Here is a 25555-nt window from a genome sequence, read left to right on the forward strand (position 1 = left end):
GTTCCACGATACGGAACACAACGCAAACGTATTGGAGTGTGGTGATAAAAAAACAAAATTATTCAATTTTCACAGTTTGATAAATGTTGATAAAGATGTAACCGTTTTATTTTTGGTTGTTTCACTTAATAGAATTACCCTTTTTTAAGGGTGAAATAAAAGGAGATGGAAATTTTGGAAATAAGATACTCAACACATCCGGATCACGCGAAAACATTTAATACTGAAGAAATTCGAAAGCACTATCTAATTGAAGAGTTATTTGTCCCTGGAGAAATCAAGCTTGTCTATTCGATGGAGGACCGAACGATTACTGGTGGAATTACCCCAATAAATGAAATCATCTCTCTTGTAGGATATGACCAAATCAAAGCAGCTTACTTCTTAGAGCGAAGAGAAGTTGGGATATTCAATGTGGGTGGATCAGGGAAAATTACTGTTGATGGTGAAATCTATGAAATGGATAATAAGGATTGCTTATATGTAGGATTAGGAAAGAAAGAGTTATTATTCTCGAGTGACTCTAATGAAAATCCAGCAAAATATTATTTATTCTCTGCACCTGCTCATAAAGAGTATCCGACCCAACAAGTTGCGTTTAAGGATATTGAAGGAGAGCGCTTAGGGTCACTTGAAAATGCAAATGACCGAGTGATTCGCCGAATGATACATAATGAAGGGATTCAAAGCTGTCAGGTTGTGATGGGAATGACACAATTAAATACGGGTAGTGTTTGGAATTCAATGCCGACTCATACGCATGACCGCAGAATGGAAGTGTATCTATACATTGATTTAGATGAAAATGCGAGAATGTTTCATATGATGGGCGAACCAACAGAAACACGACATATAGTCATGAAAAATGAACAGGCTGTTATTTCACCTCCGTGGTCCATTCATTGTGGAACTGCAACTAGCAATTATACATTTATTTGGGCGATGGCAGGAGAGAACAAAACCTATAATGACATGGACCAGGTCGCAATGGATCAGTTGAGATAGATAAATTTATAGATTACTAGTTTCATACAAAGATTGATAAGTTAATGAAACTTTTAAAGTTCAGTATAAGTATAAATTCAAATTGAGAACAAGGAGTGCATTGGAAATGAGTTTAGACAATTTTTCATTGGATTATTTTGCCTTAAATGAAAAGGTAGCAATTGTAACTGGAGGTAATACAGGTCTTGGCCAAGGCTACGCAGTTGCACTGGCAAAGGCAGGAGCAGAACTCTTTATTGTTTCACATGATTCTTCTTGGGATGAAACGAGAGAACTAATTGAAGGTACTGGAAGGAAAGTTCACTTTTTTCAAGTAGACCTTACAGTTAGAGATAATATAAAAAAAATCGTAGACGAGTGTTTAACGGTATTCGGTAAAATCGATATTCTAGTAAATAACGCAGGAACAATCCGCAGGACACCTTTACTTGAGTATAAAGCAGAAGATTGGGATGCAGTCATGGATATTAACTTGAATGCTGTATATTTTTTAAGTCAAGAGGTTGCTAGAGTAATGGCAAAACAGGAAAGCGGTAAAATTATTAATATCGGCTCGATGCTGTCTTTCCAAGGTGGTAAATTTATCCCGCCATATACTGCGAGTAAACATGGAGTTGCTGGTCTTACAAAAGCATTTGCAAATGAATTAGGACAATATAATATTCAAACGAATGCCATTGCTCCAGGTTATATTGCTACAGCGAATACTGCACCGATTCGTGCTGATGAACAAAGGAATGCAGAAATTCTCTCTCGGATTCCAGCTGGAAGATGGGCTTCGCCTTCTGATTTAATGGGTGTTGTCGTTTTCTTAGCAAGTAAAGCATCAGACTATATGAATGGGCATATACTTGCCGTCGATGGCGGATGGTTAGCACGTTAAAATAAAAATAACTTTTAGATGAGTTGATTTCTATAATTAATAGATTGTAAGACTAATAAGAGAAGCCAATTGCTAAAGCAATTAAAAATGGGAAGATCCATCAAGAAAATATGTTTTTCATTACATTCATTAAGGAACTACACTTGTACGTTTTATTACGAAACAAAACTCATGTGTCAATTTCGTTTGCTTGAATTACCAAATATAAAGAAAAGGTAAGGTGTGCAATGATGAAAATCTTGAAGACGATTGAAAAGATTCCAGGGGGGCTAATGTTGGTTCCTTTATTCTTAGGTGCGATTATTCACACTCTAGCTCCAAAATCAGGTGAATATTTCGGTTCATTTACAAATGGGTTAATGACCGGTACAGTGCCGATTTTAGCAGTTTGGTTTTTCTGTATGGGTGCGGGTATTAATATTAAAGCAACAGGAACGGTATTAAGAAAATCGGGTACACTTGTCATAACAAAAATAGCGGTTGCATGGGTTGTAGCGATCGTTGCTTCCTTATTTATCCCTGATGGAGGTATCCAAACTGGATTTTTTGCAGGATTTTCAGTACTTGCTTTGATAGCAGCTATGGATATGACGAACGGTGGGCTGTATGCTTCCATCATGCAGCAGTATGGGACGAAAGAAGAGGCAGGGGCTTTTGTCTTAATGTCACTTGAATCAGGTCCACTTGTAACAATGTTAATACTTGGTACAACTGGATTAGCTGCTTTTGAACCGCATGTTTTTGTAGGAGCTGTATTACCTTTCTTAATTGGTTTTATACTAGGAAATCTAGATCACGATTTACGAGATTTCTTCAGTAAAGCAACACATACGATGATACCATTCTTTGGTTTCGCCTTAGGGAACTCTATCGATTTGACCGTTATTGCGAAAACAGGTGTAGCAGGAATTGTCCTTGGCATTCTTGTAATTGTTGTAACAGGTATTCCATTAATGCTTGCAGATAAATATATTGGTGGTGGAAATGGTACAGCAGGTCTTGCTGCTTCAAGTACGGCTGGTGCTGCAGTTGCAAACCCAATGATCATTGCCCAAATGAAGCCGGAATTTCTTCCTGTAGCCGAATCTGCAACCGCTTTAGTTGCTGCATCTATCATTGTTACATCGATTTTGGTTCCTATCCTCACAGCTTATTTTTCACAATATATGACTAAAAAGAATGGACAGACACCAACAAAAAAGCAAAGTGCAACTGCAATATAAATAATATATTAGCTTGGTTTATTTTTTGAATTAGTCTAGCATTCAATAATGTATTGATCTATTTACATGTATACTAGCATACTACCAATTATTAACTGAATTTTTAAAAAGTATCTAATTTGATCTTTCTAAGATTATGAAAAGAGTTTTTATAGACTAAGAGATACATATAGCAGGGGTTATTTTATAAGGAGGATTGAAATGAGCAGAATTATTACTGGTGGAGAACCGATGGCTCTGTTTGTAGCGGATCGAGTTGGTTCTCTAGAAGAGGCTGAGCATTTTAATAGGTTTGTTGCAGGAGCAGAGGTAAATTTCTCAATCGGAATGTCTCGTTTAGGACATCAAGTTACTTATATTTCACAATTGGGAAATGATCCATTTGGCAAATATATTGAAAAATTTCTTCAACACAATGGAATTGATACATCGAAAGTAACTTTTGATTCAAATTACCAAACAGGTATGCAGTGGAAACAAAAAGTATTAGAAGGCGATCCAGAAGTGTTTTCCGATCGAAAAAACTCTGCAGCCTCTCATATGGGAACTGAAAAAATCTCAAATTTTGACTGGACTGGTTATAATCATATTCATTTGACAGGAATTCTACCATCGCTATCCTCTAGTTGTAGAGATTTGGTTTACGAACTTATGAATGAAGCTCGAAAAAAAGGTGTACAAATTTCATATGACCCTAATTTACGACCAGGACTTTGGAGTGACAAACAGGAAATGGTTCAAGTGATTAATGATTTAGCCTGTTTAGCTGATATTGTACTTCCAGGAGTTAATGAAGGACAATTACTATCTGGAAGAAAAGATGTCCATGAAATAGCTGATTACTATCATGCAAAAGGTGTAAAAACAGTAGTGATCAAACTTGGGGCAAGTGGTGCATTTACAAGTTCAGAAGGAGTGCAATTCTTTACTGAAGGTTTTCCTGTTGAGAAAGTAGTCGATACTGTAGGTGCTGGAGATGGTTTTGCGGTTGGGGTAGTAAGTGCGATCTTAGAAGGTCTTCCACTTAAGGAAGCAGCAAGACGTGGTGCGGCAATCGGTGCATTAGCTGTCATGACTCCAGGAGATAATGATGGTTTACCAAGTAGGGAAGTACTTAATACATTTATGGAAAAACATATATCTACTTTGAAATAAATAAAAGAATTCTCTAAAGATTGGCTTTAGAGAATTCTTTTTAAATCAACTTCCTATGTACCCAAGGTTTCTTGATATGTCTAGAGAGCAACGCTTCATCTTTTCTATTAATGTTTCGCTTATAAATTCCATCGTAACACGGTTTGTTGGACCTGAAACACTAAAACTTGCTATGATTTTTCCTTTGTGATTAAAGATTGGAAAAGCGATACATCTCAGAAACGTTTCATTTTCAGCATTATCTAATCCATAGCCTTGTATTTTTACCATTTCTATTTCTTCTAAAAATTTTTCTTTCGAAGTAATCGTGGTAGGTGTCTTAGGCGTAAAGTCTATATTTGAAATGATTTCTTCAAAATGGTTTTGGTCCATATCTGAAAGCAAAACCTTACCAACGGCTGTACTATACATTGGTGCCCGACTTCCAATACGGGAAAACATTCGGATTGTCTGGTTACTTTCAATTTTATCAATATAAATAACTTGACCACTATCTTCTATACATAAGTGAACAGTCTCATTGACTTCTTGAGATAACTTTTCTAGATATTGTTTCGCTATGTTCACAATGTTCGAGTTGTTTAATAGGTTTCTAGAAAGAAAAAGAACTTGTAATCCAAGTTTATACTTATCAGTTTCTAAATCTTTCACCACATAATTCATATTCGATAAAGTAGCTAAAAGTCTATGTATGGTACTTTTTGTTAAACCGACTTGCTCTGATAATCGTGCAATTGATATACCATCTGGATACTCAGATAGTTTGTTTAATATAGTTAACGCTCTTTCGAGTGATTGAACATTAGAGATAGGATTCACCTTCTTACATTGAATGTGGGGTCTCATTTTGAAACGCCGTTCTAATATATGATACGACAAGGTGAAAGTTTTGTAAAACGAATAAAAAGAATGAGAACAGTGTGAAAGGATCGATAAAGTAAGCATGTTTTCCTCAATTTATCTTATTCAAAACTAGTAAACTTTTAAATCAACTATAAATAGATAGGGGAGTTTGACGGATATGATGAACAAACAAAATATATTATCAAAAATTACTGAATGTGGGGTTGTAGCAGTAATAAGGGCAAATTCAAAAGATGAGGCAATCAAAATCTGTGATGCTTGTGTGGAAGGCGGAATCAAAGGAATAGAGGTTACGTTTACAGTACAAGGGGCTGATGAAGTAATTAAGAAGTTAGCTACTTCTTACCAAAATAATCCGAATGTAGTCATTGGAGCAGGTACAGTTCTTGATTCGACTACTGCAAGAATTGCAATTTTAGCAGGTGCTCAGTTCATCGTTAGTCCGGCATTTGATCTTCAAACAGCTCGATTATGTAATTTATATCAAATTCCTTATATGCCCGGATGTATGACGATTACGGAAATGAAAGATGCACTAGAAGCAGGAGTAGATATTGTGAAATTATTCCCTGGTAACGCATTCGGACCTGAGATCGTGAAGGCGATAAAAGCCCCGTTACCACAAGTAAATATTATGCCAACGGGTGGAGTAGATTTAGGAAATATTGAAGAATGGATACAGAACGGTTGTGTGGCTGTTGGAGTTGGTGGAAACTTAATTGCCCCTGCAAAGACAGGTGATTTTGAACAAATAACAATCATTGCCAAGCAATATGTTCAGAAGGTCCAAGTTTCTCGAGGTCAGAATACAGCGGATGTTGAAATAGGTATGGGAGTAGGTCAATAAAGATACTTTCAAAATCAAAGTTCAATCTATGTTTTAAAAACTTTTTTCTAAAAATGAATAGGAGGGAAATTTGATGCAAACGAGTTTAAAAGACACGACTAAATTATATAATGGTGTGGAAATGCCTTGGATAGGATTAGGTGTATTTAAAGTGAATGACGGTGAAGAAGTCGTACAGTCTGTGAAAGCTGCTTTAAGCAATGGGTATAAAAGTATTGATACAGCGGCTATATACGGAAATGAAGAAGGTGTTGGTCAGGCTATTAAAGATAGCAATATCCCCCGTGAAGAGTTGTTTATTACAACAAAACTTTGGAATTCCGATCAAGGATATGAATCCACTTTAAATGCTTTTGAAACAAGTATTCAAAAACTAGGTTTAGATTACCTGGACTTATATTTAATCCATTGGCCAGGAAAGGATAAATATAAGGAGACATGGAAGGCATTTGAAAAGCTATATAAAGATGGACGTGTGCGTGCAATTGGAGTTAGTAACTTCCAAATTCACCATTTAGAGGATCTAATGAGTTCTTCAGAAATTAAACCGATGGTAAATCAAGTTGAATATCATCCACATTTAACACAAAGTGAACTTCTTTCTTTTTGTAAAAAAGAAGGAATTCAGCTTGAAGCGTGGTCACCGTTAAAACAAGGGCAACTGTTAAAGGATCCAACACTTGAAGAAATTGCTCGTAAATATAATAAGTCAGTTGCTCAAGTTATTCTGCGTTGGGATTTACAAAACGGAGTTGTCACAATTCCAAAGTCGATTAAAGAACATAGAATCATTGAAAACGCTAATATTTTTGATTTTTATTTAGAAGATGAAGATATGGAACGAATCAGTGGATTAAACATCGATAGTCGTGCCGGTTCACATCCTGATACGATGAGTATCGGCTTTTAATCAAAAAAACTTCCAACCTTTTAATGGCTGGAAGTTTTTTTCTATATATTTTGATATTTAAAGTGGCAGAAACTGATTATGATTACTTGACGAAGTACCTGGAATGAAAATTAACAGTCTTTTTTTACAGAGCATAATTATTAAATAAAATATAATTTCATAATAAGTACAGTCCCAATCGAACCAAATACAACAAATATTATATGCAATCTAAGTATTGATAGAATAATAGCAACAATCCCACCTATAAGACCGACACTCATATTTCCTTTTTCTACTGTTAATATACCTGGGAAGATAAGTGCGCCTAATGCTGCGTATGGAACACCTTTTAACCACGATGTAACCCAGTTTGGAAATTGAACTCGATCTACAATAAATACAGGGAGTATTCTAGGGATCATAGTGACTAAACACATTCCAAGAACAAGAAGAAATACGATCATTTTTTGTCTTCTCCTTTCATTAAAACGATAGCTAGTAAACTTGCTATTATTGATGCTAATATAAGTGACCAGCCTTGACTTAATAGTTGTGAAAATGAAAAGTTTAATAGCATACTCACAAATACAATGATGCAAGCACGCCAATTCGTTCTAACTGCTGGAGTTAATAGTCCAATAAACATCGCATATAATGATATTCCCATGCTTTCACTAATTACTTTAGGGATAAGTGTAGAAAAAACAACGCCTAATAAAGTACCAGAAATCCATGTTACATAAGCAATTGTATGTAAAGTGATTAAGTATATGGAGGATTGGCTTCCCGAATTTGTTTTATTACCAAGTGTTGTTACTGCAAAGTTTTCATCAGTTAATGTAATAGATAAATAGATTTTATGCCAAAAAGGCAAATTTTTGAATTGATTGTTAAAAGACAAGCTCATGACGAAATTCCTAAAATTTAAAATGAGTGTAGCAATATATATTTGAACCAAACTAATGCCAGCAATATACATTGATAAACCCATAAATTGACTTGCACCTGCATAGACAAGTGCACTAAAAGAAAGAGTATTTAGTATGTCAATCTCAGATTGTTTTGCAATTAATCCAAATGTAAATGCAACTGGTAAATAGCCAATAATTAAAGGTACAGCTGCTAAAAAGCCTTCTTTCACTTCTTTACTTCGATTCATTTTTTCAGGTGTACTTTTTGTTTGCTGAAGTAATGTTGACATATAAATCTCCTTTCATAGAGTTGTGGAGTTGATTTGTAAAATACCTATCCTAAAGTTCAAAGTCAGGAAGGGTACACATCAGTGCCAAGTCTATTAAATTATATTTGAACTATTATTCGACAAAAATTCTTTTCTTCCTTTAATGAGTGTATTTAAAATTAACATTATCATATGATTATACTATAATGTTATGTAGAATGTTTAAATGAGAAAGGGAGTTTGTTAATGGGGGACTTAAATATTGGTATTGCATTCGGAGCAGGATTTCTTTCCTTTATTTCTCCTTGCTGTTTACCAATTTATCCAGCGTTTTTATCATATATTACTGGGGTATCTTTAGGTGATTTAAAAAGTGAGAATAGAATACATAAAAGCAAAACGTTATTACATACGTTATTCTTTCTATTAGGTTTCTCAATTATTTTTATCGTGTTAGGATTTAGTACGTCCTTCATTGGATCATTTTTTATGCGCTATCAAGATTTTATTCGCCAAATAGGGGCAATATTAATTGTATTTTTAGGATTGGTTGTAACGGGGATCTTTCAACCGAAGTTCTTAATGAATAACCGTCAATTTCAATTTTCGAAACGACCAAGTGGTTATTTAGGTACGATGTTAATTGGTTTAGCCTTTGCTGCGGGTTGGACACCTTGTACTGGTCCAATTTTAACATCTGTTTTTGCTTTGGCTGTTAGTAATCCAAGTTCTAGTCTATTTTATATGCTAGCTTATACACTTGGGTTTTCGATTCCTTTTTTTGTCCTTTCCTTTTATTTAGGCTCATTAAATTGGATTAAAAAATACTCACATAAAATTGTCGTTTTCGGTGGATATATTATGATTCTAATGGGGATTATGTTATATTTTGATTGGCTGACAAAAATTACAATTTATTTTACGAGATTTACCGGTGGGTTTACTGGGTTTTAATCAATTGGTGTTGAATTGTAATCTTAAAATATATAGGTTATAGTTAAAGTATATTCTGATATTCTCTAATACAGGGGGCTTAGTAGTGGCAAGGATTTTAATCGTAGATGATTCTTTATTCATTCGTACGAAAATTGGAGAAGTTGTTAAAAACGCTGGTTATGATGTAATAGGATTTGCGTCAAACGGGGAAGAAGCCGTCAAATTTTATTCGCAACTAAAACCAGATCTTATGTTACTCGACATCACGATGCCACTAAAAGATGGATTAACTGCACTAAAAGAAATTAAAGAAAATCACCATGATGCAAAAATTATCATGTTATCTGCAATGACGCAAGATAATGTAGTTAATGAAGCACTTCAATACGGTGCATTAGATTTTATTGAAAAACCAGTGCATGATCTTCAAATTATCACAGCACTAGAGAGAATATTTAGTCTTCAAGATTGAAATAAAAAGGTAGTGAAGAAATGAGTAAGGATATGAGTATTATAGTAAGTACTGTCATAGCGACAGTAATGGCTCTAGGTGTGATTGTTGTCCGCTTAAAAGCTGCGAAGAAACCAACAAATTTAAGAAAAATTATATTACCACCATTTTTCATGAGTACTGGGGCACTGATGTATATCGTTCCAGAGTTCAGATTAAATGGATCTGAAATACTTGAGGCAGTTTGTATCGGAATGTTTTTTTCATTATTTTTAATTAAAACGTCGAAGTTTGAAATTGTAGAAAATGAAATTTATTTAAAAAGATCAAAATCATTCGTATTTATCTTACTTGGTTTATTAATTGTTCGTATTATTATGAAGCTTTATTTAAGTTCAAGTATCGATGTAGGTCAATTGAGCGGAATGTTTTTCTTACTTGCATTCTCAATGATTGTTCCGTGGCGTTTAGCGATGTATAAATCTTATACAAAAATGAGAAGACAGCTTCCATCAAATACAATTATTACATGAAAAAAGTGTACCTTTAAGGTACACTTTTTATTTTGCTAGTAAATGTTGATACTCAGTAAAATCGATTTCTTTTTTCTTTAAGGTTTTTACTAAAAATGCATGATCCCTTTTAGGAGTTGCCTTAATATAACCTTCAATAATTAAACCTTGTGTAATTTGTGTAGCGTTAGCAATGAGCGCTAATTCACCAATCTTACCTGCAATTTTGTCTCGAGCAACATCTCTAAATAATGAAGGGACTGGTTTTACAAGTTCTTCTAATAACTCCTTTTGCTCAGTAGACCATAAATGTCTTGTTTGTTGTAAGTATTCATCTTGCCAATCTAAAATGGATTTGCCATCTTCTTTTGGAAGTCTTTTTAAAAACTTTCTGAACATGAAGTAGCCACCAATTGACATCATTCCTAATAAGAAAATTGTCCAAATGACAATCATTATTTGCGACCAAACCGAAAACATATGTATCCTCCTTGTTTCCATTAAACAATAAACATATCACTATTATAGTAAGAAAATGAGGGAACTATCAAGCAAGTACGAGTGATTTTGTCAAAAAATGACCATTTTTTTTAGGGTACTAGTTTCATTTTGGGGATTTGATACATATAGTAGAAAAAACAATTAAAAAAGTCGTAGAGGAGGCGAACGATTGTGGAACAGGCGAAATTCTCTTCTCACTTTACTTTTCTGAGTGTTTTATTCTATATGGCCGCATGTTCACTGCTTCTAATCTTTCTGTACAAGTTGATATCATTATTAGTTGGAACTGCGAATGAGTATACAGGGTATTTACAGATGGGGGTAGTAATCGTTGTATTAATGATTACTGCATATCGGTTGATAAAAAGCGATATAGTGATCAACCAGGATGAAATAGTCATTCATAAAGGATTCGTTTCTTTAAAAGTAAAAATAAAAGATATTACAGAAATTAAACAATTAGTTGAGGTTTATGGTAGAAATAAGGAATTAATTACATTATTAATTCACATTAACGAATCAGTTCAGCCGATTTTACTAACGCTTGAAAATCCCAAAGGATTTATTAAGGAAATATTGAAACATAGTTCGGATATTAAATTTGATGAGGAATTAATTATTCTTGTTAATAAAAACAATATGTAAAAACGAAATAAAAGCCAAGTTTCTAAATTGAAACTTGGCTTTTAACATGAGATTATTCACTTACTTCTAGTTTATTTAATTGAATTTCTAAAAGCTTTTGATCAATATTTTCCCCAATACAAACTAATCTTTTAGGGAGCTTCATTAACTCCTTTTCATAGGTAACGAGTCCATTTGAATATTGGACATTATATAATAATGGATCGCCTTTAAATGAAACATAGCCTTTCATACGAAATAAATTACACGGAGCATTTCTAAGAAATTCTTCAAATTGTTGTTTATCATAAGAATGATTTTGTTCATGAGTGTAGGTTTTGATTTTTAATGATGTATTTACATCAAATTTTTCATGATCGATTGTCGTTTCTGAAAAGCTTAGTTTCGATAAAAAATCATTAACATTCGTATTTTCAATGATTATATTTGGATTGATTGATTTTATTTCAAGTAACACATGATCTTTTTCGTCGGTAGATAAATTTTGTAAACGATTAATAAATAATAAATTACTATATGAAATCTGTTGAATGAGTAAATATCTAATTGTAGGACTTAATTCATTTTTAGTTAACCAACGTGAAGCATCGACAGTAGATAAAACGCCTTTAATCACGAGGGATTCTACAGTTTGAGCTGAGGTACAAGCATCAACTACATCTATTGTATTTGCGACCCCAGTTGTTTCAATATAAATACAATCAAGTTCATTATTTTGTACTAAGGATAACAGTTGTATCTCAAGTTGATCTTTCATGGTACAACAAACACAGCCGTTTAGTAACTCTTTTAAGCGAACGTCCTCGGGCACTTCATTAGAGTCAATTGAGATTTTACCTATTTCATTCATCACAACTGCTATTTTACGATTATTTGCTAGCTCTGTTTGTAAGCATTGTTTTAATAATGTTGTTTTTCCGCTCCCTAAAAAACCTGTTAAAATAATGATTTCTGTTTTTTTCAAAAAAATATCTTCCTTTCGAGATAAATATGTCTAAATTATGTCTAAATAATCGTTTTATATATTTCTATTACAAAGTTATAAATAGTTGGCTTTATCTACTTTATGATACAATAATATACATTACAAAAGTAGGGGGAGCTTAGTAGTAATGAAAAAAAAGAATAATAATCAAACATTCGCCATTTCTGTTTTTGTTGGCATTATACTCTTACTAGGAGCATTGTTTTATGTCTCTAAAGTTCAAGATAAAAAAGCAGAAGAATCATATCCGACAATTTCTGGTGTGAATGACGTAAAAGTGGACGGGTTTAATACAAAAGACCAGCCAACGATTGGAAATAAAAATGCTAAAATTGAAGTTGTAGAATTTGGTGATTATAAATGTCCAATTTGTGCTGACTGGACGAGAATTGTTTTTCCTGATATTAAATCAGAATATATCGATAAAGGTTTAATTTCTTTTTCATTTATCAATTATCCATTTATCGCTAAAGATTCAAATTTAGCGGCATTAGCATCTGAAGTAGTCTATAGCTATGACAAGGATGCTTTTTGGAAATTCCAAGAAGAGATTTATGCAAAGCAAGAGGATGAAACGAAAACTTGGGCAACAAAAGAGAAGTTAACTGAACTTGCAAAATCTGTAATGCCTGATTTAGATGAAGAGAAGTTTAAAAAAGACTTATATAAAAAAGAAGCAATGAGCCAAGTATCTAGTGATGTTGCAATCGGTAATCATTACGGGGTTCAAGGTACGCCAACAGTATTTGTAAACGGGAAGGCAACTGCTGATCCAAGTTTAGAGTCAATTAAAGCTGCAATTGATGCAGAATTAAATAAATAAAGTAATGAAAGGTATGCGAATAACGCATACCTTTTTCGTTTGATGACAAATTATAAAAATCAAGGAATTCATTCAGTCAGTCTAAAAAGGTAAAAACCCATACCTTTATTTATAGTTTTTTCTTTACGCGAGCATCAGCGGCAGCAGAACGCTCCTGTGCTTGAATATCATTTTGATCTGCTAATTCCTCTGAGTATTCTACATCCAGTCCATCTGGTTCAACATATCGGTTAAATTTGTTGTTAATATTTTCTTTATTCTTCATATTTAATACCCTCCGCAAAATATTAATTTATTTACATGTCATGATGACTATGTTTTTTCTGCCTAGTATGGTTTTGGTTCTTTACTTTATGAGAACCGCTTAATGGTTTTGGTTGTCCACTTTCATTTTCAATCGCACTGTTTCGGCGTACTGATTTATTTGCCATTATTGTCACCTGCCTTCAATAATAGCTTTAGTTCTAAATGAAAAAATATGCTACTATGTAAAATTTACTAAATTTCAAATGAAAGCGTTTTAATCAATTTTACTTATAATTTTCAATAACATTTTTCATATATATAAAATACATATAACAAAGGGGGAGAGTTGGTTTCATATATATAATCTTCAAACTGCTTTTATATTAGTAAATATGAAAGTGAAACCATGTAAAAATAATGACAATCAATTATTTGAAGAAATATGGTATAGCCTATAATAATAGAATATTAGTTCAAAACTTTTGTTTGTCTGACTCTTTTTATGTATGAAACAAGTAATTTAACCAATACTAGTAGTAGTCAAAATGAAAGAGGAGACTGATTATGCAAGCTTTAACTATTTGTCTCATATATTCCGGTATTATCGTACTCTATTTTTTGATTAGAAAACTTCAATATAATAAGAGGCAAAAAAATGTAGTTAATTTTTACCAATACTATAACCGAAAAAATAATGAAGTTAATAAAGATACAAAAGGAACTGGGGAGATTATATATCTAATCCCACCAAAGTCGATAGATAAGAAAATATTCCCACGTCATAAAGATGATGTAGATTAATTTTTATGATTGTTTTTGTGATAAAATAATAAAGAAAAAGTAGCAAGCAATCTCAAAGTATTGAAATTGCTTGTTTTTTTTGCTTGGCTTATTGTCTTTTCTTTGTTTTTTTATTGTTTAATTTATAATCTGCTGAAAGTGGCTCTTGTGCAGTTTCTTCATTAAAACCAGCTGCTTTTCCTTGCTCGAGTGAGGCAGATCTACCACTACCAACATTATTCTTACGTCTTGACATCATAATCCCTCCTTTTCACATTTATTAGTGTTACCTTTTTTTTTCGGAATACGCGAAATTTGTCATTGATATTTGGTCATAAGTTTTACTTATTAGAAATGATAAGTTACTTGTTATTTACTTATGATATACATTGTAATAAGATATTATTGTAAGGTATTGAAAAGTTTGGATATAAAATAAATTCAGACATTTTATGCTTAATAGGGGGAAGAAACATGGGGAAAAATGACGTTTTTCAATCACGTTCGACTTTTACTGCGAACGGCAAAACTTATCATTATTATCGCTTAAAAGCAATTGAGGAAGCTGGTGTTGCCAAAATTGGCAAATTACCTTATTCAATCAAGGTATTATTAGAGTCAGTTCTTCGTCAAGTAGATGGCAGAGTAATTAAAAAAGAACATGTTGAAAACTTAGCAAAATGGGGAACAACTGAACTACAAGATGTAGATGTTCCTTTCAAACCATCACGAGTAATCTTACAAGATTTTACTGGTGTTCCTGCTGTTGTAGATTTAGCTTCTTTAAGAAAAGCTATGGCAGATATGGGTGGAGATCCAGAAGTAATTAATCCTGAAATTCCAGTTGATCTTGTTATTGACCACTCAGTAATGGTAGATAAAGCTGGTACGTTGGATTCACTTGATTTTAATATGGATTTAGAATTTTCACGTAATGAAGAGCGTTACCAATTCTTAAGCTGGGCTCAAAAAGCATTCAATAACTATCGTGCTGTGCCACCAGCAACAGGTATCGTTCACCAAGTTAACTTAGAATATTTAGCAAATGTTGTTCATGCACTTCAAAATGAAGATGGTGAAATCGTTGCATTCCCAGATACATTAGTAGGTACTGACTCTCATACAACAATGATCAATGGTATTGGTGTATTAGGTTGGGGTGTAGGTGGTATTGAAGCTGAAGCAGGTATGCTTGGCCAACCATCATATTTCCCAGTACCTGAAGTAATTGGGGTTAAATTAACTGGTTCACTTCCAAGTGGAACTACTGCAACTGATGTAGCTTTAAAAGTTACTGAAGTTTTACGTAAAAAAGGTGTAGTTAATAAATTTGTTGAGTTCTTTGGCCCAGGTTTACAAAGCATGCCTTTAGCAGACCGTGCAACAATTGCGAACATGGCTCCTGAATATGGTGCTACATGTGGTTTCTTCCCAGTTGATGGCGAAGCATTAAACTACTTACGTTTAACAGGTCGTCCAGAAGAGCAAGTTGAATTAGTTGAAGCGTACTGCAAAGCAAATGACTTATTCTATACACCTGATTTAGAAGATCCAACTTTCAGTTCATTAGTAGAAATTAATCTTTCTGAAATTGAAACAAACCTTTCTGGTCCAAAACGTCCACAAGATTTAATTCCACTTTCTGAAATGAAAAAATCTTTCCAAGAAGCTGTTGCTGCGCCAATGGGTAATGCAGGTTTCGGATTAACGAAAGATGTTTTAGATAAAGAAGTTGCAGTTAAATTTGAAAATGGTACTGAAACAACATTTAAAACAGGTGCTGTTGCAATCGCTGCGATCACAAGTTGTACAAATACATCAAATCCTTACGTAATGTTAGGTGCTGGTTTAGTTGCGAAAAAAGCAGTTGAAAAAGGATTAACAGTTCCTGCTTATGTAAAAACTTCATTAGCTCCTGGTTCTAAAGTTGTTAGTGGATATTTACAAGAAGCTGGCTTAATTCCTTTCATGAACCAATTAGGATTTAACATTGTAGGTTATGGATGTACTACATGTATTGGTAACTCTGGTCCTTTAGCTCCTGAAATGGAATCTGCAATCGCTGAACATGATATGTTAGTAACATCTGTACTTTCAGGTAACCGTAACTTTGAAGGACGTATTCATCCTCAAGTTAAAGGTAACTACTTAGCATCACCACCATTAGTAGTTGCTTATGCATTAGCTGGAAATGTAAATATTGACTTCTCTGTTGAGCCAATCGGACAAGATCAAGATGGTAACGATGTATTCTTAAAAGATATCTGGCCAACATCTGCTGAAGTTCAAGAAGTTGTTGCTGCAACAGTTACTCCTGAATTATTCAAGAAAGAATATGAAAGAGTATTTGAAGACAACAAGCGTTGGAACGAAATTCAAACAACTGATGATTCTCTATACAAATGGGATAGTGAATCAACATATATTGCAAACCCACCATTCTTTGAAGGTTTATCAAAAGAGCCAGGTGAAGTTAAACCATTAGCTGGATTAAAAATTATTGGTAAATTTGGTGATTCTGTTACAACTGACCATATTTCACCAGCAGGTTCAATTGGTAAATCAACTCCTGCAGGTCTTTACCTACAAAGCAAAGGTGTAAATCCAATTGACTTTAACTCATATGGTTCTCGTCGAGGAAACCATGATGTAATGATGCGTGGTACTTTTGCAAACATCCGTATCCGTAATCAAATTGCACCAGGCACAGAAGGTGGATACACAACTTACTGGCCAACTGGTGAAATTATGTCAATTTATGATGCAGCAATGCGTTATAAAGAAGATGGAACAGGTTTAATGATTTTAGCAGGAAATGACTATGGTATGGGAAGTTCTCGTGACTGGGCAGCAAAAGGAACAAACCTATTAGGTATTAAAACTGTTCTAGCTGAAAGTTTCGAACGTATCCACCGTAGTAATCTTGTATTAATGGGTGTTCTACCGCTTCAATTTAAAGATGGCGAAAATGCTGCAACATACGAATTAACTGGAAAAGAATTATTTGCAGTTAATGTTGATGAAAATGTTAAACCACGTGATCTTGTAAAAGTAACTGCTACAAGAGAAGATGGAACAACAGTAGAATTTGATGTAGTAGCTCGCTTCGATAGTGAAGTTGAAATTGACTACTACCGTCATGGTGGAATTCTTCAAATGGTACTACGTGATAAATTAAATGGTTCTAAAGTAACTCATTAATTTTCATCATAAAAAGCACAGTCTTTATGACTGTGCTTTTTTTCTTTATAAAGGGTATCCTAAGAAAACTTCTTTTTGAAATTTGTTTTTTCTATATTTTATGGTTAAATAGAGTTAGTTCATTAAAAGGGTGATTACAATCATGAAAAAAATCATACCATTACTACTATTAGTAATAGCTTTAGGGTATTCAATTTTTCAATTAACTGAAAAAAAGCAAGAAGAAAAGAAAGTTAGTAAAAATGATTCTTATATTACTTCAATTCAAAAAATGGGTGTTCAAGTTGGTCAACAGGCTCCAGATATTGAGCTCATGACATTGGATCAAAAGAAAGTGAAGCTATCGTCATATAAAGGGAAAAAAGTTATATTAAATTACTGGGCAACTTGGTGCCCACCTTGTCAGGATGAAATTCCAGTTCTTGAAAAATTTTATCAGAAAAATAAAAGTGATATCGTTATATTAGGAGTCGCCGATTTTATTGGTGAAAAAAAGGATCTTAATTTTGTAAACAATTTCGTAAAAAAAAATAATATGCATTATCAAATTTTACTTGATGAAAAAGGCGATAATTTTCGAAAGTACGGGGTTATTTCAATACCGACTACATTCTTTATCAACCCAAGTGGTGAAGTGATTTATAAGCAAATTGGACCTTTAACTGAAAAACAATTAAATCAATTTCTAAAATAATAAAATTCAATTAACTAAACTGTAAGAAAACTCTTTTTTTTGGCAATACTATTTAAAAAGAAGAGGTGATTAATTTGCGTAAGAAAAGACATAAATCGTTTCAAGAATTAATTTTAGAAAATAAAAACTCTCTGTTAAACGATCAAGAAGCTTTAAATAAAATATATGACAGACTTGAAGAACGCCTGGAAAGAAAGGCTAAAGCAGAGTAATGAAATAGAATTCAAAGAGTAGAGAAGGGGAACCTTCTCTTTTTCATTTTTGTTATTTTTAACTCGGTGTTTTTTTATTTCTAAAATACATATTTAAAGTAAGAAAACTCATACTATCGCTAGGAGGCGATAATATGGGAAATCCTAAAAAACATCCTCAAGACTTTGTTCCAAATCATATTGGAACACAAAATAAAGCTGCAGGTGGAAATAAAGGGAAGCAAATGCAGTACAAAGACCCAACTGGGAAACAACCAATCGTAGATAATGGCTAAATAAGAACTATAAAATAATCGGAGGGATTTTAACATGGAATTTAAACCGAATCCAGATGATCGTAGTGATAACGCAAGTAAAATTCAAAATGCAATTAACAACACAAGAGAAAATATGAAGGAAGCAGAAGCTTCAATGAAATTTGGAAATGAACAAGATCGTCAAAATGCTTTAGCAAAAAATGAACGTCGTGAGGAAGCGTTAGCTGCCCTACAAAGTGAATTAAAGGACGAACAAGCATTTAATGATGCAAATGACTGATTAAAAAAATGCTAGGTATTATGAGTATATCTCATTGATACCTAGCATTTATTTATCCTCTTTTGACAATATTAAAATTTGCTTGAAGTAATTCCCAATTTTGGATGAATGGTAAGCCAAGCTTCCAATAAGAGATTCCTCTAATATTTTCTTCTTTTATCAAATTAAATTTGGCTTGGATTGATCTAGCATCCTCAAACCAAACTTCATGTTTTTGACCATTTGACTCTGTATAACGGAAATAAGGAGCCCTAGCTTTTGTATCAAAGAATATTTCGTTTGTCATTTGGATGGCTAAATTAGTTGCTCCTTCAGCACTAAGGGCTTTAGCCATAGTTCCTTGTTTAAATGGAACTTTCCAATCAAAACCGTATAAATTTTGTCCCATCATTATTTTTGCAGGGCTAATGACCGTTTTTGCATAATTAATAACCCTACGGACTTGGTCAATTGGAGAAACCGCCATTGGTGGACCGCCTTGCCAGCCCCAGTCATATGTCATGATGACTACAAAATCGACAACTTTTCCTATACCAGCATAATCATGTGCTTCATAATATCTACCTTTTTGATTTGAACTAGTTTTTGGAACTAATGTTGCACTTAAAATAATTCCCTGAGGTAGTCTTGATTTAAGTTTTGATAAAAAATTAATGTAAGCAACACGGTCTGTTGCAGCTACATCTTCAAAATCTACGTTAACATCTCTAAAACCATATTTATTACATGTAGCAATTATATTATTGATTAAAGTATCTTGAACTGCCTGACTTTGTAATATATCTGTTGCAAGACTTGTTGAAAAGTTTCCTGCTTCTAAATTAGAAACAACCATCATGTAAATATTTCGGTTTTCTTTCGCGATTTGAGGGATATTACCAATTGTTGGCTCTGTCAAAGACCCATCTCTTTTCGCATCAAAACTAAAATGCGCTAAGTATGTTAAAAATTTACCTTCATTCCGAGCGGCTTCTTCTAAAGCAGGTCTGATTGGATTAGAAGTTGGTTGTAAATAGCCAATAGATTCAACATTTCTCTTTTTTCTTGGTGGTAAATTTAATTTTTGTCCAACATGTAAGGTTGCGTACGGACTGATTCCACTATAAGTAGCGATTTGATTTCCTCTAACACCATAAGTTAAGCCAAGCTCGTATAAATTATCTCCAGGTTGAACAAAATATTCATTTCCAGTTGTAGGTACTACAAGCGCTTGACCTTTAATTATTTTATAAGGGGCAGTTAGGGCATTTGAGTTAATGAGTGCTTGCCTGTCAACTCCATAAAAGTCGGCAATACTCATTACAGTTTCGCCGCTTTTAACCACGTGAATTTGCATTTCGTCTATCTCCTTTCACAGGAATGATGAATTACGCTATTAAAAAATATATGCCGATTTTAAGGAAATAGAAGAGGGGGTCTAAAAAACAAGGATTATGGATATAGAATAAAGGAAGAAAAAACCTGGCCAAGGGACCAGGTTTATAAGAAATATTATTTTTTCGTTTCGTTACTTTCATTTTGTGGAAGTGGGAACTGAATAATATTTGAATCACTACCAGAAACAGTAGGAAGTTTACCATCCCATTTTTCTGCTTTCTTATATTCAATTAATTCCTTAGTAAGTGATTGTTGTAGTACTTTATTTGATTTTGCCTGTCCTTGTGCACGAATGAGCTGTGAATCAGCATCTGCCTGCGCTTCTACTTTCTTCTTTTGAGCTTCTATTTTTGCTGTTTCTAATTCGATTTTCTTACGATCGTTTATTTGAGCTGCTTGAACACGTGCATCGATTGCTTCCTGAGTTTTTTCATCTGGTTTTGGTGTACCTAATGTCAGATTCTCAACAAAGAAGCCAAGCACCTTCACATCGTCCTTATAAAGTGTTTCAATATCTGCTGAAGCATTACTTGATTTTTCACCATATAACTGAAGAACGGTGTATTTTGAAACTGCAATTCGAGCTGCATCTTGCAGTCTTTTCTTTAAATATGTATCTTCAATTTCTTCAATGGCAATTGGTCCAAACTCATTAAACATTGGAACAACCTTCGATGGATCAATTTTATATGTATAAGATAAGTCCATTTCAATTCGCTTTCCATCGGAAGTAGCAAGTGCAACGTCTTTATATTCGACTGTACGTAAACGAATCGGATATTCAGTGACCTTGTCAAATAAACCTACAAAGTTCCATCCTTGTGATAATGTATTTTTTTGTATTCCACCATTAGGAGAATAAACTACCCCTACATAACCTGGTGTTATTTTTTCAATAAATAATGCAGGTATTGCCACAGCAGAAAGAAGTGCAATTCCAGCAATCATCCCACCAATTACTTTTTTCGTAAAAAATGATTTTTTTTGCTCCATTGGTTGAACATTCATTCTCTATTTTCCTCCTCGTCCTTTAATATGTTTTTAACTTTTGCTGACTTTTCTCCAATTTTTTGAAAAGTAGGAGATAGGATGAGCCAGATACCAAATAAAAAAAGAAGGATGATCAAGATTGAACCTATAATAATTTTCAAGAATGAGACCTCCCTTAATTGTTACATACATTATATCATCTACGGGTTACGCAAAGTTTAAAATAGAACAAAAATTAATTTTTTGGTAAAGTATTCTATAGAAGAATATGAGGTGAGTATGATGATTATTTCAGAAAAAAAGGTTGAAGTTAGATATGCAGAAACAGACGCGATGGGTGTCGTATATCATGCGAATTATTTAGTATGGTTTGAGATTGGACGAACTGCACTAATAAAGGAATTAGGATTTAATTATGCTGACATGGAAGCACAAGGAGTAATATCTCCTGTCATTGATTTGAATGTATCGTATAAAAAAAGTTTACGATATGGTCAAAGTCCAACAATTAAAACAAAAATAAAATCACTCGGTCCGCTCAAAGTTATTTATGAATATGAGATATTAAATGAAGAAGATGAAATCTGTTGTATCGGAAGCTCTACACATGTTTTAGTATCTAAGGATACTTTCAGACCAATCAAATTTAAAAAATCCTTCCCCGACTGGTATGATGCATACGAAAAGGCGATGGGATAAATGTAAAAAAAGGTAGAAGGATAAAAACCTTCTACCTTTTCATTTAAAACACTCATGCTTCTAATAGGAACTCGTCTTCATCTTCATCCCTTACTAAATACTCTTTCTTATTAAGCGTTATCGTTGCTTGTATACTTTCAACAAGCAATATGACAGCTGTAATAAGATGCATAATCCACGCTAATGGAGAAATGTATTCAATAAAAAGAGTAATTAAACCTGCAATAGAACCAATTGTAAATTGGCCATGGTTTCTAGCAAGGTACAATGTGATTAAGTAAACAATTCCTAAAATGAGAGGAAGAATACTAGCAGAAATTAAGACAAGAAAGCGGCCGAATGTCGGCATTCCAAAAAATAATTCAAACCCGAATGAACACCATTTTAACGCGGAAAAGTAAACAAACGGATGATATTTCATGATAGCCTCCTATAAACTGCATCCTACCCTTCATTACAATATCATCTACATAATAATCAATGATAAAACTTGTATATTTTCCCAAATAGTATGAAATAGAGAACAAAAAAACCTTACTATTTGTAAGGTATTATTTAAAGAATAAAATTTTTATTTCTTTTTGCTAAGAAAAGATACTTTTGGTTCTGTTTTATTGATAATTCTTGTAATATTTGCACGGTGACGATATACAACAAAGATTGTTAATACAATCATAATAATAAATAATAGATGTTCGCCAGCAAAGTATGCTCCAATTGTACCTGCTATTGCTGATAACATTGATGTAAGTGATACATATTTTGTAATTTTTAAGCAGCAAATAAAGAAAATTAAAAGTGCTAAAAACAAAATTGGTGATGCAAATAATAACAATCCAGCGGATGTAGCAACGGCTTTTCCACCTCTAAAACCTGCGAAAATAGGATACATATGCCCAATAACAGCAAATAAACCAACTAATAATGGATTGAACCAGTCTGGGCCTGAATAATGAAATAAAACTGGTAATGATGCCGCTAGTGTACCTTTTAATATATCTCCAAGTGTTACAATAATTCCAGCCTTTTTACCTAGCGTACGAAATGTATTCGTACCGCCTAAATTTCCACTTCCATGTTGACGAATATCTACTCCGTAAAAGGATTTTCCTATAACTAATCCGAACGGAATTGAGCCTATTAAATAGGCTAGTACAATGATGAACAAGCTCATTTTCTAGCTCCTTTACAAACAAAATAAATATAAGTGCATTTTCCCTTCATTTTATCACAAGTTGAATTGAATAAATAGATTTTTGAAATGTACGTCATAAATCTTTTTCAAAGTCTTCTGTTCGAAATGTTTCAAATAATTATGATAACATGGTAATATATCTCAAAATATAAATGGAAGTGAAAATAAATGAGCTCAACTGTTTTATTAATTGAAGATGAAAAAAGGTTAAGGGAGATTGTTAAAGATTATTTTCATAATGAAGATTTTATTGTAATTGAAGCAGCTGATGGTGAGGAAGGAATTAAAAAGTTTAATGAACATGAAATTGATTTAATTATCTTAGATCTGATGCTGCCAAAAATTGATGGTCTAGAAGTGTGTAAGTATATAAGAGAGAAATCAAATCTTCCAATTATCATGTTAACAGCTAAATCTGAGGAAGAAGACCAATTACTAGGGTTTGAAATGGGTACTGACGAATATGTTACAAAGCCCTTTAGTCCCAAAATACTGGTTGCAAAAGCGAAAAGTGTTCTAAGACGAACATTGGAAATGAAAGAGGAAGATTCTGATGCAAAAACGATTTGCGGAATCACGATCAATACCTCTTCAAGATTAGCTTATATAAATGGAGAACAACTTCATTTAACTCATAAGGAATTCGAATTATTAGCGTATTTAATTGAAAATAAAGGCATCGTTCTAACGCGAGATCAATTATTAAATAATATTTGGGGTTTTGATTATGTTGGAGATGGTCGTACAGTCGATACACATATCAAAAAACTTCGTCACAAAATAGGAGAGAAGGCAAAACATATTACAACCGTTATACGAGTTGGCTATAAGTTTGAGGAGTAAAGGATGAAAAAGAGTATTGTAAGAAAGCTTTTTTTATCAATCACTGTTTTGTTAATTGTGTTTTTAATGATTGTGTTCGTTGGACAGTCAGTTTTTCTACAAGGATTTTATACGAAAAAGAAAATTGATATAGTCTCTGAAGAATTAAAGGAATTTGTTCATACATATGAAAAAGGAAACTTATCTGACAAACAGTTTCAAAATGAATTAACAAGATTCTTTACCAAATATAATACTTCTTTGGCGGTATTAGATCGTAAAGGTATTTTAAAAGCTGAGAATAATTTTGATTTAACAGTACAGACAACAACAGGTAAAAAAGTATATGTACCTTTAAATAATTTACTGTATTCTGATCAAATTGAAGAAATTTTAAGTTTGAGAATTAGAGAGAATGAGAATATCGTCATTAGAGGATATATAGAAGATGACTATTTTATTCCAATGTATATTAAAACTAAATTTGGTGAATGGAAGGAAGAAAATCCTTCAGCTAATCCTGTAAAATTGTCTACACAAAATAATGATTTGAATGACTTAATCAATATTGAGATAAAGGGTAAAGTTGTCGATTTACATTTACCATTAGCAAATCAGTATTCGTATTCAGCTCAAATGAACTCGTTAATGCAAGCAATCACAGAATGGACAAAGAGTAATGAAGACTTTTCTAATTATACAGTAAAAGACTATCCTCTTACGTTTAATTATTTAGATAAAGTAAATGGATTAGACAATAAAGTCTTGATATATCCTTTAAAAACTGAGCAAGGATATAATGAGGTCATATTTGCCATGACATCACTTCAACCCGTAAACGAGGCGATGTATGTATTAAAAGATTTTTATTTATACGCATTTATGATTGGTTTGTTACTCATTATTGTCGTTTCATTTTATTACTCTAAAGTCATTACAAAACCATTACTTAAATTGAATGCTGTGACGAATCAATTAGCGAAGTTAAATTTTAATGAGAAAATAAACATACAGTCAGAGGATGAGATAGGAGAACTGTCAAAATCAATTAATACATTGTCTGAAAATCTTGCATTGACGATCGATAATCTACAGCAGGCAAATGAAAGATTAATAAAAGATATTGAAAAAGAAAAACAGCTTGAACAAACTAGAAAAGAATTTATAAGTGGTGTATCTCATGAGCTAAAAACACCGTTAAGTATTGTACAAAGTTATGCAGAAGGTTTAAAAGATGGATTAAACATTGAGAAAAATGGTTATTATGCAGATGTAATACTAGAAGAAGTAGATCGTATGAATGATTTAGTAGTAGATATGTTGGAACTATCGAAACTGCAATCTGGTACTTATAAGCTGAAAAGTGAACCTTTCTTAATTGTAGAGTCTGCCCTAAATGTGATAAATAGAATTTGTGATCATAAAAAAACGCATAATGGATGTAAACTGATTTCTAATTTAGAAGAAGATACACTTGTTAGTGGTGAAAAAAGAAGAATTGAGCAAGTCCTAATTAATATCCTTTCGAATGCAATCCATTATGGTAAACCTGGAAGTGATATTATTGTGAACTTAAAAGATGATCATGATCGTATAAACATTTCTATTTTTAATGAAGGAAATCCAATCCCAGCTGACAAGATTGATAAAATTTGGGATCGTTTTTATCGAATTGATGAATCTAGAAATAGGCAAAGTGGTGGAACGGGTTTAGGTTTAGCCATTGTAAAAACAATAGTAGATTTACATCATTCAAAAATTAACGTCCATAATAAAGAAGATGGAGTAGAATTTTCATTTTTTCTAAAAAAATTCCAAAATAGTTAAAAAAGTTCACAGTAAATACACATTGCTAGGGTAAATTAATATCAAGATAATTTATTACATATTGGAGGCAATA

Annotated in this window: 33 protein-coding genes; 20 read left to right on the forward strand and 13 right to left on the reverse strand. The window is 33.0% G+C overall.

Translation table 11 applies throughout. The features are described from left to right. The first annotated feature begins 174 nt into the window (after nucleotides 1–174). The 4 genes from kduI to ABID96_RS08495 all read left to right on the forward strand — a co-directional run bounded on the left by kduI (nucleotide 175) and on the right by ABID96_RS08495 (nucleotide 4266). Entirely contained in the window at nucleotides 175–1005 is an 831-nt protein-coding gene (kduI, locus tag ABID96_RS08480) for a 5-dehydro-4-deoxy-D-glucuronate isomerase (RefSeq protein WP_192601631.1), read from the forward strand. Between the two features lie 106 nt (nucleotides 1006–1111). Then, nucleotides 1112–1888: a 2-dehydro-3-deoxy-D-gluconate 5-dehydrogenase KduD gene (gene kduD, locus ABID96_RS08485; RefSeq protein ID WP_192601632.1), complete on the forward strand. Its 777-nt coding sequence runs from the start codon at nucleotides 1112–1114 to the stop codon at nucleotides 1886–1888. A gap of 230 nt (nucleotides 1889–2118) precedes the next feature. Next, on the forward strand, nucleotides 2119–3111 hold the full coding sequence (gene kdgT, locus ABID96_RS08490; protein WP_192601633.1) for a 2-keto-3-deoxygluconate transporter: 993 nt from the start codon (nucleotides 2119–2121) through the stop codon (nucleotides 3109–3111). A gap of 201 nt (nucleotides 3112–3312) precedes the next feature. Then, the gene (locus ABID96_RS08495) at nucleotides 3313–4266 is read left to right on the forward strand and encodes a sugar kinase (RefSeq protein WP_192601634.1); all 954 of its coding nucleotides are present in this window, start codon (nucleotides 3313–3315) and stop codon (nucleotides 4264–4266) included. A gap of 45 nt (nucleotides 4267–4311) precedes the next feature. On the opposite strand, the gene ABID96_RS08500 is transcribed toward ABID96_RS08495, so the two are convergent. Next, nucleotides 4312–5112, reverse strand: coding sequence for an IclR family transcriptional regulator (locus ABID96_RS08500; protein WP_377896808.1), 801 nt, complete (start codon nucleotides 5110–5112; stop codon nucleotides 4312–4314). Between the two features lie 178 nt (nucleotides 5113–5290). Between ABID96_RS08500 and ABID96_RS08505 the strand changes: the two genes are divergently transcribed. After that, nucleotides 5291–5977, forward strand: a complete 687-nt coding sequence (locus ABID96_RS08505; RefSeq protein ID WP_192602055.1) for a bifunctional 4-hydroxy-2-oxoglutarate aldolase/2-dehydro-3-deoxy-phosphogluconate aldolase — start codon at nucleotides 5291–5293, stop codon at nucleotides 5975–5977. Nucleotides 5978–6050: 73 nt separating this feature from the next. Further along, a complete protein-coding gene (locus ABID96_RS08510; RefSeq protein WP_192601635.1) occupies nucleotides 6051–6887 on the forward strand; it encodes an aldo/keto reductase in 837 nt (278 codons plus the stop codon). A gap of 140 nt (nucleotides 6888–7027) precedes the next feature. Here ABID96_RS08510 and ABID96_RS08515 read toward each other — a convergent pair whose 3' ends face one another. Continuing rightward, entirely contained in the window at nucleotides 7028–7333 is a 306-nt protein-coding gene (locus ABID96_RS08515) for an AzlD domain-containing protein (protein WP_192601636.1), read from the reverse strand. Continuing rightward, nucleotides 7330–8070, reverse strand: coding sequence for an AzlC family ABC transporter permease (locus ABID96_RS08520; RefSeq protein ID WP_192601637.1), 741 nt, complete (start codon nucleotides 8068–8070; stop codon nucleotides 7330–7332). The genes ABID96_RS08515 and ABID96_RS08520 overlap by 4 nt, the downstream gene beginning before the upstream one ends. 225 nt (nucleotides 8071–8295) lie before the next feature. Here ABID96_RS08520 and ABID96_RS08525 point away from each other — a divergent pair, with 225 nt between their 5' ends. The 3 genes from ABID96_RS08525 (at nucleotide 8296) to ABID96_RS08535 (ending at nucleotide 9969) form a co-directional block, all read left to right on the forward strand. After that, on the forward strand, nucleotides 8296–9003 hold the full coding sequence (locus ABID96_RS08525) for a cytochrome c biogenesis CcdA family protein (RefSeq protein ID WP_087998283.1): 708 nt from the start codon (nucleotides 8296–8298) through the stop codon (nucleotides 9001–9003). 85 nt (nucleotides 9004–9088) lie between these two features. Next, nucleotides 9089–9457: a response regulator gene (locus ABID96_RS08530; RefSeq protein ID WP_087998282.1), complete on the forward strand. Its 369-nt coding sequence runs from the start codon at nucleotides 9089–9091 to the stop codon at nucleotides 9455–9457. Nucleotides 9458–9489: 32 nt separating this feature from the next. Then, nucleotides 9490–9969: a CcdC family protein gene (locus tag ABID96_RS08535; RefSeq protein ID WP_087998602.1), complete on the forward strand. Its 480-nt coding sequence runs from the start codon at nucleotides 9490–9492 to the stop codon at nucleotides 9967–9969. A gap of 27 nt (nucleotides 9970–9996) precedes the next feature. On the opposite strand, the gene ABID96_RS08540 is transcribed toward ABID96_RS08535, so the two are convergent. Beyond that, nucleotides 9997–10428: a DUF2621 family protein gene (locus tag ABID96_RS08540; RefSeq protein WP_087998281.1), complete on the reverse strand. Its 432-nt coding sequence runs from the start codon at nucleotides 10426–10428 to the stop codon at nucleotides 9997–9999. A gap of 192 nt (nucleotides 10429–10620) precedes the next feature. On the opposite strand from ABID96_RS08540, the gene ABID96_RS08545 reads away from it, so the two are divergent. Continuing rightward, entirely contained in the window at nucleotides 10621–11094 is a 474-nt protein-coding gene (locus ABID96_RS08545) for a hypothetical protein (protein ID WP_192601638.1), read from the forward strand. A 52-nt stretch (nucleotides 11095–11146) separates the two neighbouring features. Here ABID96_RS08545 and ABID96_RS08550 read toward each other — a convergent pair whose 3' ends face one another. Further along, nucleotides 11147–12058: a CobW family GTP-binding protein gene (locus ABID96_RS08550; protein WP_192601639.1), complete on the reverse strand. Its 912-nt coding sequence runs from the start codon at nucleotides 12056–12058 to the stop codon at nucleotides 11147–11149. A 148-nt stretch (nucleotides 12059–12206) separates the two neighbouring features. Here ABID96_RS08550 and ABID96_RS08555 point away from each other — a divergent pair, with 148 nt between their 5' ends. Beyond that, nucleotides 12207–12902, forward strand: a complete 696-nt coding sequence (locus ABID96_RS08555) for a DsbA family protein (RefSeq protein ID WP_192601640.1) — start codon at nucleotides 12207–12209, stop codon at nucleotides 12900–12902. A 109-nt stretch (nucleotides 12903–13011) separates the two neighbouring features. Here the strand turns inward: ABID96_RS08555 and ABID96_RS08560 are convergent, their stop codons facing one another. Together ABID96_RS08560 and ABID96_RS08565 are read right to left on the reverse strand one after the other, a co-directional pair. Next, nucleotides 13012–13167 carry a YfhD family protein gene (locus ABID96_RS08560; protein WP_087998277.1) on the reverse strand — a complete coding sequence of 52 codons (156 nt, stop codon included), beginning with the start codon at nucleotides 13165–13167 and terminating at the stop codon, nucleotides 13012–13014. A gap of 31 nt (nucleotides 13168–13198) precedes the next feature. Beyond that, the gene (locus ABID96_RS08565; protein ID WP_087998276.1) at nucleotides 13199–13333 is read right to left on the reverse strand and encodes a small acid-soluble spore protein P; all 135 of its coding nucleotides are present in this window, start codon (nucleotides 13331–13333) and stop codon (nucleotides 13199–13201) included. 379 nt (nucleotides 13334–13712) lie between these two features. Between ABID96_RS08565 and ABID96_RS08570 the strand changes: the two genes are divergently transcribed. Next, nucleotides 13713–13949, forward strand: coding sequence for a hypothetical protein (locus ABID96_RS08570; protein WP_087998275.1), 237 nt, complete (start codon nucleotides 13713–13715; stop codon nucleotides 13947–13949). Nucleotides 13950–14037: 88 nt separating this feature from the next. Here ABID96_RS08570 and sspO read toward each other — a convergent pair whose 3' ends face one another. Then, entirely contained in the window at nucleotides 14038–14184 is a 147-nt protein-coding gene (sspO, locus tag ABID96_RS08575) for a small acid-soluble spore protein O (RefSeq protein ID WP_308464600.1), read from the reverse strand. Between the two features lie 218 nt (nucleotides 14185–14402). Here sspO and acnA point away from each other — a divergent pair, with 218 nt between their 5' ends. The 5 genes from acnA (at nucleotide 14403) to tlp (ending at nucleotide 18572) form a co-directional block, all read left to right on the forward strand. After that, the gene (gene acnA / locus ABID96_RS08580) at nucleotides 14403–17129 is read left to right on the forward strand and encodes an aconitate hydratase AcnA (RefSeq protein ID WP_192601641.1); all 2727 of its coding nucleotides are present in this window, start codon (nucleotides 14403–14405) and stop codon (nucleotides 17127–17129) included. Between the two features lie 142 nt (nucleotides 17130–17271). Further along, nucleotides 17272–17823, forward strand: coding sequence for a TlpA family protein disulfide reductase (locus ABID96_RS08585; protein WP_192601642.1), 552 nt, complete (start codon nucleotides 17272–17274; stop codon nucleotides 17821–17823). A gap of 74 nt (nucleotides 17824–17897) precedes the next feature. Then, nucleotides 17898–18035 (forward strand): FbpB family small basic protein, encoded by a 138-nt coding sequence (locus ABID96_RS08590; RefSeq protein WP_087998271.1) that lies wholly within the window; start codon nucleotides 17898–17900, stop codon nucleotides 18033–18035. A 134-nt stretch (nucleotides 18036–18169) separates the two neighbouring features. Then, the gene (locus ABID96_RS08595; protein WP_192601643.1) at nucleotides 18170–18310 is read left to right on the forward strand and encodes an acid-soluble spore protein N; all 141 of its coding nucleotides are present in this window, start codon (nucleotides 18170–18172) and stop codon (nucleotides 18308–18310) included. A 34-nt stretch (nucleotides 18311–18344) separates the two neighbouring features. After that, on the forward strand, nucleotides 18345–18572 hold the full coding sequence (tlp, locus tag ABID96_RS08600) for a small acid-soluble spore protein Tlp (RefSeq protein ID WP_192601644.1): 228 nt from the start codon (nucleotides 18345–18347) through the stop codon (nucleotides 18570–18572). A 52-nt stretch (nucleotides 18573–18624) separates the two neighbouring features. Here the strand turns inward: tlp and ABID96_RS08605 are convergent, their stop codons facing one another. From ABID96_RS08605 to ABID96_RS08615, 3 genes are all read right to left on the reverse strand, one after another. Further along, nucleotides 18625–19908 (reverse strand): glycosyl hydrolase family 18 protein, encoded by a 1284-nt coding sequence (locus ABID96_RS08605; RefSeq protein WP_192601645.1) that lies wholly within the window; start codon nucleotides 19906–19908, stop codon nucleotides 18625–18627. Between the two features lie 155 nt (nucleotides 19909–20063). After that, nucleotides 20064–20942, reverse strand: a complete 879-nt coding sequence (locus tag ABID96_RS08610; RefSeq protein ID WP_371870396.1) for a prohibitin family protein — start codon at nucleotides 20940–20942, stop codon at nucleotides 20064–20066. Between the two features lie 11 nt (nucleotides 20943–20953). Continuing rightward, on the reverse strand, nucleotides 20954–21100 hold the full coding sequence (locus ABID96_RS08615) for a hypothetical protein (RefSeq protein WP_192601646.1): 147 nt from the start codon (nucleotides 21098–21100) through the stop codon (nucleotides 20954–20956). 121 nt (nucleotides 21101–21221) lie between these two features. Between ABID96_RS08615 and ABID96_RS08620 the strand changes: the two genes are divergently transcribed. Then, nucleotides 21222–21638 (forward strand): acyl-CoA thioesterase, encoded by a 417-nt coding sequence (locus tag ABID96_RS08620; protein ID WP_192601647.1) that lies wholly within the window; start codon nucleotides 21222–21224, stop codon nucleotides 21636–21638. A gap of 52 nt (nucleotides 21639–21690) precedes the next feature. Here the strand turns inward: ABID96_RS08620 and ABID96_RS08625 are convergent, their stop codons facing one another. Beyond that, nucleotides 21691–22059, reverse strand: a complete 369-nt coding sequence (locus ABID96_RS08625; protein WP_192601648.1) for a hypothetical protein — start codon at nucleotides 22057–22059, stop codon at nucleotides 21691–21693. Between the two features lie 150 nt (nucleotides 22060–22209). Then, the gene (plsY, locus tag ABID96_RS08630) at nucleotides 22210–22812 is read right to left on the reverse strand and encodes a glycerol-3-phosphate 1-O-acyltransferase PlsY (RefSeq protein ID WP_192601649.1); all 603 of its coding nucleotides are present in this window, start codon (nucleotides 22810–22812) and stop codon (nucleotides 22210–22212) included. A gap of 189 nt (nucleotides 22813–23001) precedes the next feature. On the opposite strand from plsY, the gene ABID96_RS08635 reads away from it, so the two are divergent. Continuing rightward, nucleotides 23002–23676 (forward strand): response regulator transcription factor, encoded by a 675-nt coding sequence (locus ABID96_RS08635; protein ID WP_192601650.1) that lies wholly within the window; start codon nucleotides 23002–23004, stop codon nucleotides 23674–23676. 3 nt (nucleotides 23677–23679) lie between these two features. Next, nucleotides 23680–25482: a sensor histidine kinase gene (locus tag ABID96_RS08640; RefSeq protein ID WP_192601651.1), complete on the forward strand. Its 1803-nt coding sequence runs from the start codon at nucleotides 23680–23682 to the stop codon at nucleotides 25480–25482. The last annotated feature ends 73 nt before the right edge of the window (nucleotides 25483–25555 follow it).

It is taken from the genome of Gottfriedia sp. OAE603 (genome assembly GCF_040543965.1).
Lineage (GTDB): Bacteria > Bacillota > Bacilli > Bacillales > Bacillaceae_G > Gottfriedia > Gottfriedia solisilvae.

What these genes read in the sequence shown, in the direction of transcription:
- kduD (WP_192601632.1), top strand. Translation starts at nt 1,112, where the DNA reads ATGAGTTTAGACAATTTTTCATTGGATTATTTTGCCTTAAATGAAAAG.
- kdgT (WP_192601633.1), top strand. Translation starts at nt 2,119, where the DNA reads ATGAAAATCTTGAAGACGATTGAAAAGATTCCAGGGGGGCTAATGTTG.
- ABID96_RS08495 (WP_192601634.1), top strand. Translation starts at nt 3,313, where the DNA reads ATGAGCAGAATTATTACTGGTGGAGAACCGATGGCTCTGTTTGTAGCG.
- ABID96_RS08500 (WP_377896808.1), bottom strand. Translation starts at nt 5,112, where the DNA reads ATGAGACCCCACATTCAATGTAAGAAGGTGAATCCTATCTCTAATGTT.
- ABID96_RS08505 (WP_192602055.1), top strand. Translation starts at nt 5,291, where the DNA reads ATGAACAAACAAAATATATTATCAAAAATTACTGAATGTGGGGTTGTA.
- ABID96_RS08510 (WP_192601635.1), top strand. Translation starts at nt 6,051, where the DNA reads ATGCAAACGAGTTTAAAAGACACGACTAAATTATATAATGGTGTGGAA.
- ABID96_RS08515 (WP_192601636.1), bottom strand. Translation starts at nt 7,333, where the DNA reads ATGATCGTATTTCTTCTTGTTCTTGGAATGTGTTTAGTCACTATGATC.
- ABID96_RS08520 (WP_192601637.1), bottom strand. Translation starts at nt 8,070, where the DNA reads ATGTCAACATTACTTCAGCAAACAAAAAGTACACCTGAAAAAATGAAT.
- ABID96_RS08525 (WP_087998283.1), top strand. Translation starts at nt 8,296, where the DNA reads ATGGGGGACTTAAATATTGGTATTGCATTCGGAGCAGGATTTCTTTCC.
- ABID96_RS08535 (WP_087998602.1), top strand. Translation starts at nt 9,490, where the DNA reads ATGAGTATTATAGTAAGTACTGTCATAGCGACAGTAATGGCTCTAGGT.
- ABID96_RS08540 (WP_087998281.1), bottom strand. Translation starts at nt 10,428, where the DNA reads ATGTTTTCGGTTTGGTCGCAAATAATGATTGTCATTTGGACAATTTTC.
- ABID96_RS08555 (WP_192601640.1), top strand. Translation starts at nt 12,207, where the DNA reads ATGAAAAAAAAGAATAATAATCAAACATTCGCCATTTCTGTTTTTGTT.
- ABID96_RS08560 (WP_087998277.1), bottom strand. Translation starts at nt 13,167, where the DNA reads ATGAAGAATAAAGAAAATATTAACAACAAATTTAACCGATATGTTGAA.
- ABID96_RS08565 (WP_087998276.1), bottom strand. Translation starts at nt 13,333, where the DNA reads ATGGCAAATAAATCAGTACGCCGAAACAGTGCGATTGAAAATGAAAGT.
- ABID96_RS08570 (WP_087998275.1), top strand. Translation starts at nt 13,713, where the DNA reads ATGCAAGCTTTAACTATTTGTCTCATATATTCCGGTATTATCGTACTC.
- sspO (WP_308464600.1), bottom strand. Translation starts at nt 14,184, where the DNA reads ATGTCAAGACGTAAGAATAATGTTGGTAGTGGTAGATCTGCCTCACTC.
- acnA (WP_192601641.1), top strand. Translation starts at nt 14,403, where the DNA reads ATGGGGAAAAATGACGTTTTTCAATCACGTTCGACTTTTACTGCGAAC.
- ABID96_RS08585 (WP_192601642.1), top strand. Translation starts at nt 17,272, where the DNA reads ATGAAAAAAATCATACCATTACTACTATTAGTAATAGCTTTAGGGTAT.
- ABID96_RS08595 (WP_192601643.1), top strand. Translation starts at nt 18,170, where the DNA reads ATGGGAAATCCTAAAAAACATCCTCAAGACTTTGTTCCAAATCATATT.
- tlp (WP_192601644.1), top strand. Translation starts at nt 18,345, where the DNA reads ATGGAATTTAAACCGAATCCAGATGATCGTAGTGATAACGCAAGTAAA.
- ABID96_RS08605 (WP_192601645.1), bottom strand. Translation starts at nt 19,908, where the DNA reads ATGCAAATTCACGTGGTTAAAAGCGGCGAAACTGTAATGAGTATTGCC.
- ABID96_RS08610 (WP_371870396.1), bottom strand. Translation starts at nt 20,942, where the DNA reads ATGGAGCAAAAAAAATCATTTTTTACGAAAAAAGTAATTGGTGGGATG.
- ABID96_RS08620 (WP_192601647.1), top strand. Translation starts at nt 21,222, where the DNA reads ATGATTATTTCAGAAAAAAAGGTTGAAGTTAGATATGCAGAAACAGAC.
- ABID96_RS08625 (WP_192601648.1), bottom strand. Translation starts at nt 22,059, where the DNA reads ATGAAATATCATCCGTTTGTTTACTTTTCCGCGTTAAAATGGTGTTCA.
- plsY (WP_192601649.1), bottom strand. Translation starts at nt 22,812, where the DNA reads ATGAGCTTGTTCATCATTGTACTAGCCTATTTAATAGGCTCAATTCCG.
- ABID96_RS08635 (WP_192601650.1), top strand. Translation starts at nt 23,002, where the DNA reads ATGAGCTCAACTGTTTTATTAATTGAAGATGAAAAAAGGTTAAGGGAG.
- ABID96_RS08640 (WP_192601651.1), top strand. Translation starts at nt 23,680, where the DNA reads ATGAAAAAGAGTATTGTAAGAAAGCTTTTTTTATCAATCACTGTTTTG.